Source organism: Actinoplanes sp. KI2, assembly GCF_025630775.1.
Classification (GTDB): domain Bacteria; phylum Actinomycetota; class Actinomycetes; order Mycobacteriales; family Micromonosporaceae; genus Actinoplanes.
Genome location: NZ_JAOSZE010000066.1, coordinates 36,322 through 47,578, shown reverse-complemented (window position 1 = coordinate 47,578; position 11,257 = coordinate 36,322). Strand labels below are relative to the sequence as shown.

The following is an 11,257-nucleotide window of genomic DNA, read 5'->3' as shown; positions in this document are numbered from 1 at the left end:
GGGGGGGGGGGGGGGGGGGGGGGGGGGGGGGGGGGGGGGGGGGGGGGGGGGGGGGGGGGGGGAGTGCGGGGGCGGCGGAGGCCGGGAGCGCGGGGGTGGCTGAGGCGGGGAGTGCGGGGGCGGACGACGGCGACGCCGGGAAACCGGGGGCGGCAATCATCCCGGCGGGGTGACGACTGGGTGGACGGTTCGGCGCGACGATCACGCCATTCGAATCGGAGGGTGGGTGGCGACGTGGGCTGTCTGTTCGCGCTGTTCGCGGGGGTCTTTCCCCGGCTGGCGCTCTTCATCATCTGGGTCGCTCGGCCGGTGCTGGTCGACGCCGCCTTCAGCACCTGGATCATGCCGCTGATCGGCATCATCTTCCTGCCGTTCGCGACGCTGATCTACGTGGTGCTCTACACGCCGGGGATCGGGCTCACCGGGTGGGGCTGGTTCTGGGTGGTCATCGCCGGGCTGCTCGACATCGGGCACTGGGTGGCCAGCGCCAGCCAGCGGCGTCAGATCCCCGGATACCGCGGGGCCTGATCGATCTCTTCCTTGTGGCCGCGCGCGGAGCACCGCGCGCGGCCCCTTCGTGCGCGAGTGGGCGTGAGCGGGCGTGAGCGGGCGAGTGAGCGAGCCGTCGTGCCCGGGGGTAAGCGGAAGGCTGCAGGACAACCCGGCAGCAGGCGACGGCCCGGCCGGAACGCCTGGCCGGTCCGGCTCACCGGGGACTGGTGCTCGCGCGTACGTCTTCGTGGTTTTGGGGGTGAGGTGGGTGATCGGGCGGTGACCCTGGGGTCATAGCATGCGAAGGCGAATGTAGGCGGCGAACGGGAGTGCGGAATGGAGACGTTGGAGTTTCAGGCTGAGGCGCGGCAGCTGCTGCAGTTGATGGTCCATTCGATCTATTCGAACAAGGACATCTTCCTGCGGGAGCTGATCTCGAACGCCTCTGACGCGCTGGACAAGCTGCGGCTTGCGGTGCTTCAGGACGGGCTTGAGGCGGACACCTCCGACCTGCACATCGAGCTCGAGGCGGACACCGAGGCGCGGACGCTGACGGTGCGGGACAACGGCATCGGGATGACGCGTGAGGAGGTCGTCGAGCTCATCGGGACGATCGCCAAGTCGGGGACGGCCGAGCTGCTGGCCAAGATCAAGGAGGCCAAGGAGTCGCCGGAGCTGATCGGGCAGTTCGGTGTGGGGTTCTACTCGACGTTCATGGTTGCGGACAAGGTCGACCTGGTGACCCGCAAGGCCGGCACCGAGGGGCACGGCACGCGGTGGGAGTCGGCGGGGGAGGGCACGTTCACGATCGACGACGCCCCGGACGCGCCGGTCGGCACCAGCGTGACCGTGCACCTGCGGCCGAAGGACGAGGAGGACGCGCTCTTCGACTACGCGGACGCCTGGAAGATCAAAGAGATCGTCAAGCGGTACTCGGACTTCATCTCCTTCCCGATCAGGATGGGCGAGGAGACGCTGAACTCGATGAAGGCGCTCTGGGCGCGGCCGCGCTCGGAGGTGTCCGACGACGAGTACCACCAGTTCTACCGGCACATCAGCCACGACTGGAGTGACCCGCTCGAGATCATCAACATGCGGGCGGAGGGCACGTTCGAGTACGAGGCGCTGCTCTTCCTGCCGTCCCGGGCGCCGCACGACCTGTTCCAGCGGGACGCGCGGCGCGGGCTCCAGCTGTACGTCAAGCGCGTCTTCATCATGGACGACAGCAAGGAGCTGATCCCGGACTACCTGCGCTTCGTCAAGGGCGTGGTGGACGCGGCCGACCTGTCGCTGAACATCTCCCGCGAGATCCTGCAGCAGGACCGGCACATCCAGATGATCCGGCGGCGGCTGGTCAAGAAGGTCCTCTCGACCATCAAGGACCTGCTCAACAACAGCCCGGAGAAGTACGCGACGTTCTGGCGCGAGTTCGGCCGCGCGCTCAAGGAGGGCCTGCTCAACGACCCGGACAACCAGAAGGCGATCCTGGACGTGGCGACCTTCTCGTCCACCGGCGGCACGGAACCGACCACGCTGGCCGCCTACATCGAGCGGATGAAGGAGGGTCAGGAGGAGATCTACTACCTGACCGGGGAGTCGCGGTCGCAGGTCGAGAACTCGCCGCACATGGAGGCGTTCCAGGCCCAGGGGTACGAGGTGCTGATCCTCACCGACCCGGTGGACGAGATCTGGGTCGAGGCGGTGCCCGACTACGACGGCAAGAAGCTGCAGTCGGTCGCGCGCGGGTCGGTGGACCTGCCGAAGGACGCCGACGAGCCGGAGCCGGAGGGTGACTTCGCTTCGCTGCTGACTTTCCTCAAGGGCTCGCTCGAGGAGAACGTCAAGGAGGTCCGGCTCTCGCACCGGCTCACCACCAGCGCGGCCTGCCTGGTCAGCGACGCCGACGACATCACGCCGACGCTGGAGAAGATGTACCGGGCGATGGGCCAGGAGGGGCCGCGGGTCAAGCGGATCCTCGAGCTCAACCCGCACCATCCGCTGGTCGGCGGGCTGCGGGCGGCGCACGAGCGGGACGCGGACGACCCGGCGCTGCCGGAGACCGCGGAGCTGCTGTACGGGACGGCGCTGCTGGCCGAGGGCGGCGACCTGGACGACCCGGCCCGGTTCGCGAAGCTGCTGGCGGATCGGCTGGCTCGCACGGTCTGAGGTCAGAGGGCCGCGAGCCAGTCTCGCGGCCCTTCATGGGTGACGCGCACACCGGCCACCTTCGCGGCGAACGCGATGCAGTCCGGTAGATCTGCGGAGCCGGCCAGCGCGACCGCCAGCGCCCCGTGGAACACGTCGCCCGCACCGGCCGTGTCGACCGCCGTGACCGGCGGCACCGGTACCTCGCCGGACCGGTCGCCGCTGAACCACCGCACCGGGTCCGGCCCGTGCGTGACGAGCACGTGCGGCGCGTCGATCGCCGCGGCCAGTGCCGCGTCGGTCGGTGCCGTCGCCGCCGGATGCCGGAACGCCGCCGAGGCCGCGACCACCTCGGCGTACGGCAGGATCTCCGCGAACACCGGACGCCAGCTGCCCGCATCGACCAGCAGCCGGCGCGCGCCGCGGGCCGCCGCCACCGCCAGCGCCGGATGATGCCCGTCGACCAGGGTCAGGTCCGCATCGGGCAAACCCCCATCGGGTACGGCCACCGCCACGTCGCCGGCGTTGCGACTGACGATGGTGCGCTCGCCGGTGCCCGCCAGCACCGTGATCGCCGAGACCGGTGGCGGTGCGCACGAATCCGGGGACGCGTCGATGATCCGTACGCCGAAGGAGGTCAGATCGGCCCGGATCAGCGAGCCCAGCGGATGGGTGCCGACCGCGGTGACCAAAGTGACCTCCGCGCCCAGCGCGGCGGCCGTCACCGCGGCGTTGGCCGCCGGCCCGCCCGCCGCCACGGCGAAGGCGGTCGCCTGCGCCTTCTCGTCCACGCCGGGCACCCGGTCGACCCGGTAGACCAGGTCCACCGTGGCCAGCCCCGCGCAGAGGATCCGGGTCACGTCACGAGCTGATGGAAGAACGACCCGATTCCCCGGAACGCCTCCGCGATGAAGTCCCCGATGCTGTGGGCGATGTCCGCCGCCGGCCCTGGGCTGGTGCCGATGTAGAAGATCACGAGGATGAGCAGGATCCAGCCGATTACCTTCTTCATGCCGGCCCCCTTCCGCGACCAGGTCACGTCTGCCTACATGATCGTGTCATGCCGGGGCACGTGATTCCCGGACCTTCACCCGCGCGGCGTGATACCGAACGGGTCACGAGCCTTCCGGTACCAGCAGCATAGCCTCGCGCCGCCACAACTTGACAGCAGCTATGAAGTGAGAGCTACTCTCAAAATATGGCTACTTCCACAATGCGCTGGTACGCGCTGGCCGCCCTGGCCCTGAGCACCCTCGCCATCGGGCTCGACACCACGATCCTCAGCGTCGCCCTGCCCACGCTGAGCCGTGACCTGCACGCCTCCACCGGCGATCTGCAGTGGTTCACGAACGCCTACCTGCTGGTCCTGGCGGCCGTGCTGCTCCCGGCCGGCATGCTCGGCGACCGCTTCGGTCGCAAGAAGCTGCTGCTCGGCGCCCTGTTCGTGTTCGGCGCGGCGTCGGCCGCGTGCGCCTGGGCGGCGAGCGCCGGCCAGCTGATCGCCGCCCGCTCGATCCTCGGGCTGGGCGCGGCCGTGCTCATGCCGCTCTCCGGCGCCGTGCTCACCGTGCTGTTCGACGAACGGGACCGGTCGAAGGCGCTCTCGGTCTGGCTCACCGCGAGCGCGCTGGGCATCCCGCTCGGCCCGCTGCTGGGCGGCTGGCTGCTGGACAACTTCTGGTGGGGCTCGGTATTCCTGATCAACGTCCCGCTGGTCGCCCTCGCCCTGATCGCGGTCGCCCTCTGGGTTCCCGAGTCGCACGGTGACCGGACCCGCCGCTTCGACCCGCTCGGCGTGCTGCTCTCCGCGGCCGGCCTGGTCGCGCTGACCTACGGGATCATCGAGGCCGGCGACCGCGGCTGGGGCGACGCCCGCTCGCTGAGCACGATGATCGGCGGCGCGGTGCTGCTGGCCGCGTTCGCGGGGTGGCAGCGCAAGGCCAGGGCCGCCCTGGTCGACCTCGATCTGTTCCGGTCGCGGGCGTTCACCGGTGGCGCCGTGCTCGCAACCCTGGCCAGCTTCGCCATGCTCGGCCTGCTGTTCGCCCTGCCGCAGTATTTCTCCGCGGTCGGCGGCCAGGACGCGTTCGGCTCGGGCCTGCGCCTGCTCCCGGTGATCGGCGGCCTGCTGGTCGGCGCCCGTACGGCCGAGAAGCTCGCCGCCCGCGCCGGTCATCGCCTGGTGGTGGCCTTCGGCCTCGCCCTGATCACCGCGGCGATGGTGGTCGGCAGCCGGACCGGCGCGGGCAGCGGCTACGGCTTCGTCGCCGCCTGGATCACGGTGGCCGGCATCGGGCTCGGCTTCACCATGCCGCCGTCGATGGACGTGGCGCTCGGCGCGCTGACCCCGCAGCGCAGCGGCGTCGGCAACGGGCTGCTCCAGGCGATGCGCCAGGTCGGCGGCGCGATCGGCGTCGCGATCCTGGGTACGGTGCTGGCCGGCGCGTACCGGGACCACCTGCCCCCGGCCGCGCCGCCGGTGGCGCGGCAGAGCGCGGCGGCCGGCGTCGAGGCGACCGCGCACGACCCGGGCCTGCTGCACGCGGTACAGACCGCCTTCACCCACGGCATGGACGTCTCCCTGCTGGTCGCGGCCGCTGTCGCCGGGGCCGGGGCAATCCTCGCGCTGGTCCTGCTGCCGGGCCACAGCCCGGCCGCGCCGATGGAGGGAGAACGCCGGGTGCTGGCAGAATCGAGCCTATGACCTCGTCCCTGCCGGCCGGGTTGCGCGAGCGCAAGAAGGCGAAGACCCGGGCCGCCATCCGCGACCACGCGATGCGCCTGTTCGAGGAGCAGGGGTACGCGGCGACCACCGTGGACCAGATCGCGGAGGCGGCCGAGGTCTCGCAGAGCACGTTCTTCCGGTACTTCCCCACCAAGGAAGACGTGATCCTCATCGACGACTACGACCCGCTGATCGTCGCGGCGATCAAGGCGCAGCCGCCCGGCACGCCCCCGGTCCGGGCGCTGGTCAACGCCATGCGGGAGGTCTTTCTCAACCTCGGCCCCGACGAGTGGGAGAGCGAGCGTCGCCGGCAGAAGATCTACCAGACCGTCCCGGAGCTGCGGGCGCGGGCGATGCACCAGACGGTCAGCGCGATCGACATGCTGGCGGCGGCGCTCGCCGAGCGCGAGGGTCTGCCGCCCGACGACCGGAAATCCCGGGTGGTCGCGGGGGCGCTGATCGGCGTGGTGCTGGCCATCGTCCCGCCGGGCGGCCGGGACGGCGACTTCGATCCGGCCGACTTCGCCGAGGTCGAGGCCGCGCTGGAGATGCTGGAGCACGAGGTCAAGCTCCGCTGATCAGATTGAAAGTCACGCGCGAGGGGTATCCGCGCACGCATGATTCCCCTCGCCGCCGAGGCCATCACGCACGCCGGGAAGACTCAACTCGTGCTCGCCGCGGTGCTCGCCATCGCGGCCGTCGTCGTGCTCATCGCCTGGGCGAAGTTCCATCCGTTCCTCGCGCTCATCATCGGCTCCGGGGTGCTCGGGCTGGTCGCCGGCGCGTCGCCGGGCGACACGGTCACCTCGTTCACCAACGGCCTGGGGAGCACGACCGGAAGCGTCGGCCTGCTGATCGCCCTCGGCTCGATGATCGGCGCGCTGCTGGCCCAGTCCGGCGGCGCCGACGGGATCGTCAACCGGATCGTCACGCGGGTCTCCGGGTCGGCCCTGCCGTGGGCGATGGCGGGCGTGGCGGCGCTGGTCGGGCTGCCGCTGTTCTTCGAGGTGGGCGTGGTGCTGCTGGTGCCGATCGTGCTGCTGGTGGCCCGGCGTACCGACATCGGGCTGTTGCGGATCGGGATCCCGGCGCTGGCCGGCCTCTCGGTCCTGCACGGGCTGGTGCCGCCGCACCCGGGGCCGCTGGTCGCGATCTCCAGCCTGAACGCGGATCTCGGCCTGACGCTCCTGTTCGGCCTGGTCTGCGCGATCCCGACGGTGATCGTGGCCGGTCCGATCTTCGGGAACTTCATCGCGAAGCGGGTGCCGGTCGAGGTGCCGGCGCTGTTGGAAGGGGCGGCCGTCTCCGCCGCTACGGTTCCCGGCTCCGAGGACTACGACCGGCCGGGACCGCCTGAGCGGCTCGACCGGCCCGAGCGGCTCGACCGGCCCGAGCGGCTCGACCGGCCCGACCGGCTCGACCCGGTCGCTCGGCCCGAGGAGTCCGGCCGCCGGGTGACTCCCGGCTTCTGGCCGGCCGTGCTGACCGTGCTGCTGCCGATCGTGCTGATGCTGGCCCGGGCCGTCGGCGAGCTGACCCTGGCGAAGGGCAACCACCTGCGCACCGCGCTCGACGTGCTCGGCAACCCGCCGGTGGCGCTGCTGTTCGGCGTGCTGGTGGCCATGTGGACGCTCGGCAAGCGGGCGGGCATGGACCGCCGGGAGACCAACGCGGTGCTCGGCGGGTCGCTGCCGCCGATCGCCGGCATCCTGCTGATCGTGGCCGCGGGCGGCGGCTTCAAGCAGGTGCTGGTCGACGCCGGGGTGGGCAACGTGGTCGCCGAGGCGGCCAAGGACGCGCACCTCAATGCGCTGCTGCTGGGCTGGCTCGTCGCGGTCGGCATCCGGCTGGCGACCGGCTCGGCGACCGTCGCCACGATCACCGCGGCGGGCATCGTGGCGCCGCTGGCGACCACCCTCGACAAGCCGACGGTGTCGTTGCTGGCGCTGGCGATCGGGTGCGGGTCGCTGTTCTTCTCGCACGTGAACGACGCGGGGTTCTGGCTGGTCAAGGAGTATTTCGGGATGACCGTCGGCCAGACCATCAAGAGCTGGTCGGTGATGGAGACGATCATCTCGGTGGTCGGCGGGATCTGCGTGTTCCTGCTCAGCCTCGTGGTTTGACCCGCTGCAGCAACGCCACGCAGGCCAGCACCGCCAGCGCCGCGACGATCGACGCCGGGGTCACCGCCTCGCCGAGCAGCAGCGCCGACCAGATTAGGGTGAGCAGCGGCTGAGCCAGCTGGATCTGCCCGACCTGGGCGATGCCGCCCCGCGCGAGGCCCGCGTACCAGGCGAAGAAGCCGAGGAACATCGAGACCACGGTGACGTAGCCGAACCCGGCCCAGGCCTCGCCGCCCGCGGCGGGCGGGTGCCGGAACGCCGCAACCAGCGCGATCGGCAGCGTGGCCGGAAGCGCCAAGATCAAAGACCAGCAGATGGTACGGGCGCCGCCCAGCTCCCGGGCCAGCGCGCCCCCTTCGGCGTAGCCCAGCCCGCAGAGCACGACGGCGGCCAGCAGGTAGAGGTCCGCCGCGCTCAGTCTGCCGTGCACGGCCCCGCTGGTGATCAGGAAGGTCAGCACCGCGAGCACGCCGCCGGCGCTGGCCGCCCAGAACGCCGGGCGTGGACGTTCGCCGGCGCGCAGCACCGCGAAGATCGCCGTCAGCGCCGGGAGCACGGTGACGACCACCGCGCCGTGGGCCGCCGTCTCGCTGGTCAGCGCGAGCGAGGTGAACAGCGGGAAGCCGACCACCACGCCGAGCGCGACGACGGACAGCCGCCGCCAGGTCGTCGCGGCCGGCCGGGGCGCGCCGGTGAGCCGGAGATAGCCCCAGGCGAGCAGCGCGGCGCCGACCGCGCGGCCGAAGGCGACGAACCACGGGTCCAGCTCGTGCACGGCGACCCGGGTGGCCGGCAGGGACATGCTGAACGCGAGAACGCCCAGCGCGCCGAGGGCGAGCCCACTGACTGTTACCGTTCGTGGCGCGGTAGCGCTACTCTGTGCCGTCATGGATGACAGTAACGCAGTCGCTCGTGTTATCCAAGATCTGCGTACGCTGGCCGACGGCCTGGCGCCCGGCGCGCGGCTGCCGTCGGTGCGGTCGTTGTGCACCCGGCACCACGCGTCACCGGTTACCGTCGCGGCCGCGGTGCGGCAGCTCGCCGCGTCGGGCGTGCTCGAGACGCGGTCCGGGATCGGCACCTTCGTCGCGCCCCGGGCGAGCGGGCCGAGCCCGGCACCCGACCTGTCCTGGCAGACGGTGGCGCTCGGCGCCCAGCCCGGCGGCTCGGCCGACATGCAGGCGCTACTGGCGTTACCGCCGGCCGGGGCCATCCCGCTGTCGGGTGGCTACCTGCACCCCGACCTTCAGCCGACCGCCGCGCTCGGCGCCGCGCTGGCCCGGGCGGCCCGGCAGCCCGCGTCCTGGGAGCGCGGGCCGGTCGAGGGCCGGGCCGATCTGCGCGCCTGGTTCGCCCGCGCGGCGGGCGGCGGCCTGCGCGCGGACGACATGGTGATCTGTCCGGGCGGCCAGGCGGCGCTCTCGTCGGCGCTGCGCTCGCTGGCCGCGCCCGGCGACACGCTGCTGGTCGAGTCGCCCACCTATCTGGGGGCGCTCGCCGCCGCCCGGGCCGCCGGCCTGCGGGTCGTGCCGGTGCCGGCCGACGCCGACGGGGTGCTGCCCGCGCAGCTGGCGGCGGCCTTCGCCCGCACCGGGGCGCGTCTGTTCTACTGCCAGCCGCTGTACCACAACCCGACCGGCGCCAGCCTGGCGATCGGCCGCCGGGCCGCGGTCCTTTCCGCCGTACGCTCGGCCGACGCGTTCCTGATCGAGGACGACTACGCCCGCGACCTGACCATCGACGGCGACGCCCCGCCCCCGCTGGCCGCCGACGACCCGGACGGCCACGTCGTCCACCTGCGTTCGCTGACCAAGTCGGCCGCCCCCGGCCTGCGCATCGCCGCGATCGGCGCCCGCGGACCGGCCGGCGCCCGGCTGCGGGCGGCCCGCCTGCTCGACGACTTCTTCGTGGCCGGCCCGCTGCAGCAGGCCGCCCTCGAGGTCCTGACCGCGCCCGCCTGGGCCCGGCACCGCCGAGCGCTGCGCACCGCCCTCCGCGAGCGCCGATCGGCCCTTCTGACGGCCCTGCGACGACACCTGCCCGCCCTGGTGCCGGCGATCGTGCCCCGCGGCGGCCTGCACCTGTGGGCGCCGTTGCCGGCGGGCCTGGACGACGTCGAGGTCACCGCCGCGGCCGCCGCCGAAGGCGTCGTCGTCTTCCCGGGCCGCCCGTGGCATGCGGCCGAGCCCCCGGGCGCCTACCTCCGGCTCACCTACGCGGCGGCCCCGCCCGAGGTGATGGACGAGGCGGTCCGCCGCCTCGCCCGGGCCCTCGACCGCTGCGCCGGTCATTCGATGGCGAACATGCCCTCCGGGACGCCGGCCACCTGGATCTGACGCCAGATCGTGCGCCGCCCCGGCAGCTCGTGGTAACGCCGCAGCGCGGCGAGGCCGCCCAGCCAGCCGGCCCAGCCCGGGTACGGCGGGTTGGCCGGGTCGAACCCGCTCTGCACCACGGTGAGCCGGGTCTTGCCGTCCGAGCCGGCCAGCTCCCAGCTGTCCAGCATGCCGTCGGCGTACCGCAGCGTCGCCTTGCGGCCCGGCTCGAACTCGACGAACTTGGCGCCGCCCGGGTCCAGATCGAACCCGCCCATCGCGAACCGGCCGCCCACGTACGGCTCGATGTCCACGTTGGCGCCGAACCACTGGTGGAACTGCTCGGCCTGGGTCATCGAGTCGAACACCCGCTCCGGCGTCGCGTCGATCACCACCGAGGCGCGCAGCTGCGCCGAGGTGAAGTCGCAGCGGGGCGTCAGCTCCCGGCCGGCCAGATAGTCGGCCAGGTTCGCGATCGCCAGCGACCAGAACGTGTGCAGCGCGCCGCGGGCCCCGGCCTTGTCGGCCAGCACCTCCTCGAAGCTCGGCAGGTCGCTCTGGGTCAGCGTGACCAGCGTGCCGTCCTCGTCCTCGGCCAGCTCGAACTGCACCGTGGACTCGACACCGTCGACGGTCCAGGCGAACCGGATGGTGCGCTCGTCCACGTGCAGCACGCGCTGGTGCGGCTCGGCGCCGTCCGGCGTGAACCGGCCCCAGAACTCGTACCTGCCGGGCAGGTCCACCTCGGCGTGCTCGGCCAGCCAGACGCGCAGCGCGGCCGGGTCGGTCAGTGCCTCGTAGGCGACCTGCGGCGAGGCCGGAACCACCGCGCGCAGGCGCAGGTCAGGCTCGGTCATCGGGATCTCCCTTCGGGTAGCAGGCGACGGCCAGGCGGAACGCGTCGCCCTCGGCGCCGCCGTAGCGGGTGAACAGGTCCTGCAATGTCTGCTGCAACTCGTCGAGGAACGCCTTGCGCTGCTCGGGGCGCACCCGGATCTCGCCGGACACGCCGATCGACGGCAGGCTGGGCCGGGTGCGGTCGAGCGCGGCGACCTCGGCCTGCACGTCCTCCATCAGGTCGACGAGGTAGCCCAGGCTGAGCCGGTCGCGGGTCTGACGCAGCCCGATCCGGCCCACCAGGCTCGGGGACAGCCAGTAGGACCGGCCGGCGGCCTGGTAGATCCCCTCGTGGATGCCGCGCACCCGGCGCTCGGCCACCTGCCGGAGCAGGCCGGCCTCCAGCAGGCGCTTCACGTGGTAATAGACCCGCTGCGGGGTCTGGTCGAGCTCGACGGCCACCTCGGTGCACGAGCGGGGCTCGGCGAGCTGCCGCAGCACCTCGATCCGCTGCGGCTTGAGCAATGCCTCGGCCTGCTCGAGCCGGTCGAGGTAGACGACATCTCTCATAGCGAAAATCAGTCTTTACGTAAAAGAATTCTTTGTCAATGGGCCGCGGA

At 72.3% G+C, this 11,257-nt stretch carries 11 protein-coding genes; 6 read left to right on the top strand and 5 right to left on the bottom strand.

Annotation, left to right across the window (positions count from 1 at the left end; translation table 11 throughout):
- Nucleotides 1-222 precede the first annotated feature (222 nt).
- Together ODJ79_RS42835 and htpG are read left to right on the top strand one after the other, a co-directional pair.
- Nucleotides 223-528 (top strand): hypothetical protein, encoded by a 306-nt coding sequence (locus ODJ79_RS42835; RefSeq protein ID WP_263029470.1) that lies wholly within the window; start codon nt 223-225, stop codon nt 526-528.
- 300 nt (nt 529-828) lie between these two features.
- Nucleotides 829-2,658 carry a molecular chaperone HtpG gene (htpG, locus tag ODJ79_RS42830; protein ID WP_263029469.1) on the top strand — a complete coding sequence of 610 codons (1,830 nt, stop codon included), beginning with the start codon at nt 829-831 and terminating at the stop codon, nt 2,656-2,658.
- A 2-nt stretch (nt 2,659-2,660) separates the two neighbouring features.
- Here htpG and ODJ79_RS42825 read toward each other — a convergent pair whose 3' ends face one another.
- Complete coding sequence (locus tag ODJ79_RS42825; RefSeq protein WP_263029468.1) at nt 2,661-3,497, bottom strand: PfkB family carbohydrate kinase; 837 nt, start codon at nt 3,495-3,497, stop codon at nt 2,661-2,663.
- A complete protein-coding gene (locus ODJ79_RS42820; protein ID WP_263029467.1) occupies nt 3,494-3,649 on the bottom strand; it encodes a hypothetical protein in 156 nt (51 codons plus the stop codon). Before ODJ79_RS42820 ends, ODJ79_RS42825 begins: the two co-directional genes overlap by 4 nt.
- 186 nt (nt 3,650-3,835) lie before the next feature.
- On the opposite strand from ODJ79_RS42820, the gene ODJ79_RS42815 reads away from it, so the two are divergent.
- Genes ODJ79_RS42815 through ODJ79_RS42805 form a run of 3 tightly spaced genes read left to right on the top strand, consistent with a single transcriptional unit; the run spans nt 3,836 to nt 7,485 of the window.
- Nucleotides 3,836-5,341 (top strand): MFS transporter, encoded by a 1,506-nt coding sequence (locus tag ODJ79_RS42815; protein WP_263029466.1) that lies wholly within the window; start codon nt 3,836-3,838, stop codon nt 5,339-5,341.
- Nucleotides 5,338-5,940, top strand: coding sequence for a TetR family transcriptional regulator (locus ODJ79_RS42810; protein WP_263029465.1), 603 nt, complete (start codon nt 5,338-5,340; stop codon nt 5,938-5,940). Before ODJ79_RS42815 ends, ODJ79_RS42810 begins: the two co-directional genes overlap by 4 nt.
- Before the next feature lie 39 nt (nt 5,941-5,979).
- Complete coding sequence (locus ODJ79_RS42805; protein ID WP_263029464.1) at nt 5,980-7,485, top strand: GntP family permease; 1,506 nt, start codon at nt 5,980-5,982, stop codon at nt 7,483-7,485.
- Here the strand turns inward: ODJ79_RS42805 and ODJ79_RS42800 are convergent.
- On the bottom strand, nt 7,469-8,374 hold the full coding sequence (locus ODJ79_RS42800) for a DMT family transporter (protein WP_263029463.1): 906 nt from the start codon (nt 8,372-8,374) through the stop codon (nt 7,469-7,471). The two genes, ODJ79_RS42805 and ODJ79_RS42800, sit on opposite strands and share 17 nt — an antisense overlap.
- On the opposite strand from ODJ79_RS42800, the gene ODJ79_RS42795 reads away from it, so the two are divergent.
- Nucleotides 8,373-9,821: a PLP-dependent aminotransferase family protein gene (locus ODJ79_RS42795; protein ID WP_263029462.1), complete on the top strand. Its 1,449-nt coding sequence runs from the start codon at nt 8,373-8,375 to the stop codon at nt 9,819-9,821. The two genes, ODJ79_RS42800 and ODJ79_RS42795, sit on opposite strands and share 2 nt — an antisense overlap.
- On the opposite strand, the gene ODJ79_RS42790 is transcribed toward ODJ79_RS42795, so the two are convergent.
- Nucleotides 9,773-10,657: an SRPBCC domain-containing protein gene (locus ODJ79_RS42790; RefSeq protein ID WP_263029461.1), complete on the bottom strand. Its 885-nt coding sequence runs from the start codon at nt 10,655-10,657 to the stop codon at nt 9,773-9,775. The two genes, ODJ79_RS42795 and ODJ79_RS42790, sit on opposite strands and share 49 nt — an antisense overlap.
- Nucleotides 10,644-11,207 carry a helix-turn-helix domain-containing protein gene (locus ODJ79_RS42785; RefSeq protein WP_263029460.1) on the bottom strand — a complete coding sequence of 188 codons (564 nt, stop codon included), beginning with the start codon at nt 11,205-11,207 and terminating at the stop codon, nt 10,644-10,646. The genes ODJ79_RS42790 and ODJ79_RS42785 overlap by 14 nt, the downstream gene beginning before the upstream one ends.
- Between the last annotated feature and the right edge of the window lie 50 nt (nt 11,208-11,257).

What these genes read in the sequence shown, in the direction of transcription:
- htpG (WP_263029469.1), top strand. Translation starts at nt 829, where the DNA reads ATGGAGACGTTGGAGTTTCAGGCTGAGGCGCGGCAGCTGCTGCAGTTG.
- ODJ79_RS42820 (WP_263029467.1), bottom strand. Translation starts at nt 3,649, where the DNA reads ATGAAGAAGGTAATCGGCTGGATCCTGCTCATCCTCGTGATCTTCTAC.
- ODJ79_RS42815 (WP_263029466.1), top strand. Translation starts at nt 3,836, where the DNA reads ATGGCTACTTCCACAATGCGCTGGTACGCGCTGGCCGCCCTGGCCCTG.
- ODJ79_RS42810 (WP_263029465.1), top strand. Translation starts at nt 5,338, where the DNA reads ATGACCTCGTCCCTGCCGGCCGGGTTGCGCGAGCGCAAGAAGGCGAAG.
- ODJ79_RS42805 (WP_263029464.1), top strand. Translation starts at nt 5,980, where the DNA reads ATGATTCCCCTCGCCGCCGAGGCCATCACGCACGCCGGGAAGACTCAA.
- ODJ79_RS42795 (WP_263029462.1), top strand. Translation starts at nt 8,373, where the DNA reads ATGGATGACAGTAACGCAGTCGCTCGTGTTATCCAAGATCTGCGTACG.
- ODJ79_RS42800 (WP_263029463.1), bottom strand. Translation starts at nt 8,374, where the DNA reads ATGACGGCACAGAGTAGCGCTACCGCGCCACGAACGGTAACAGTCAGT.
- ODJ79_RS42790 (WP_263029461.1), bottom strand. Translation starts at nt 10,657, where the DNA reads ATGACCGAGCCTGACCTGCGCCTGCGCGCGGTGGTTCCGGCCTCGCCG.
- ODJ79_RS42785 (WP_263029460.1), bottom strand. Translation starts at nt 11,207, where the DNA reads ATGAGAGATGTCGTCTACCTCGACCGGCTCGAGCAGGCCGAGGCATTG.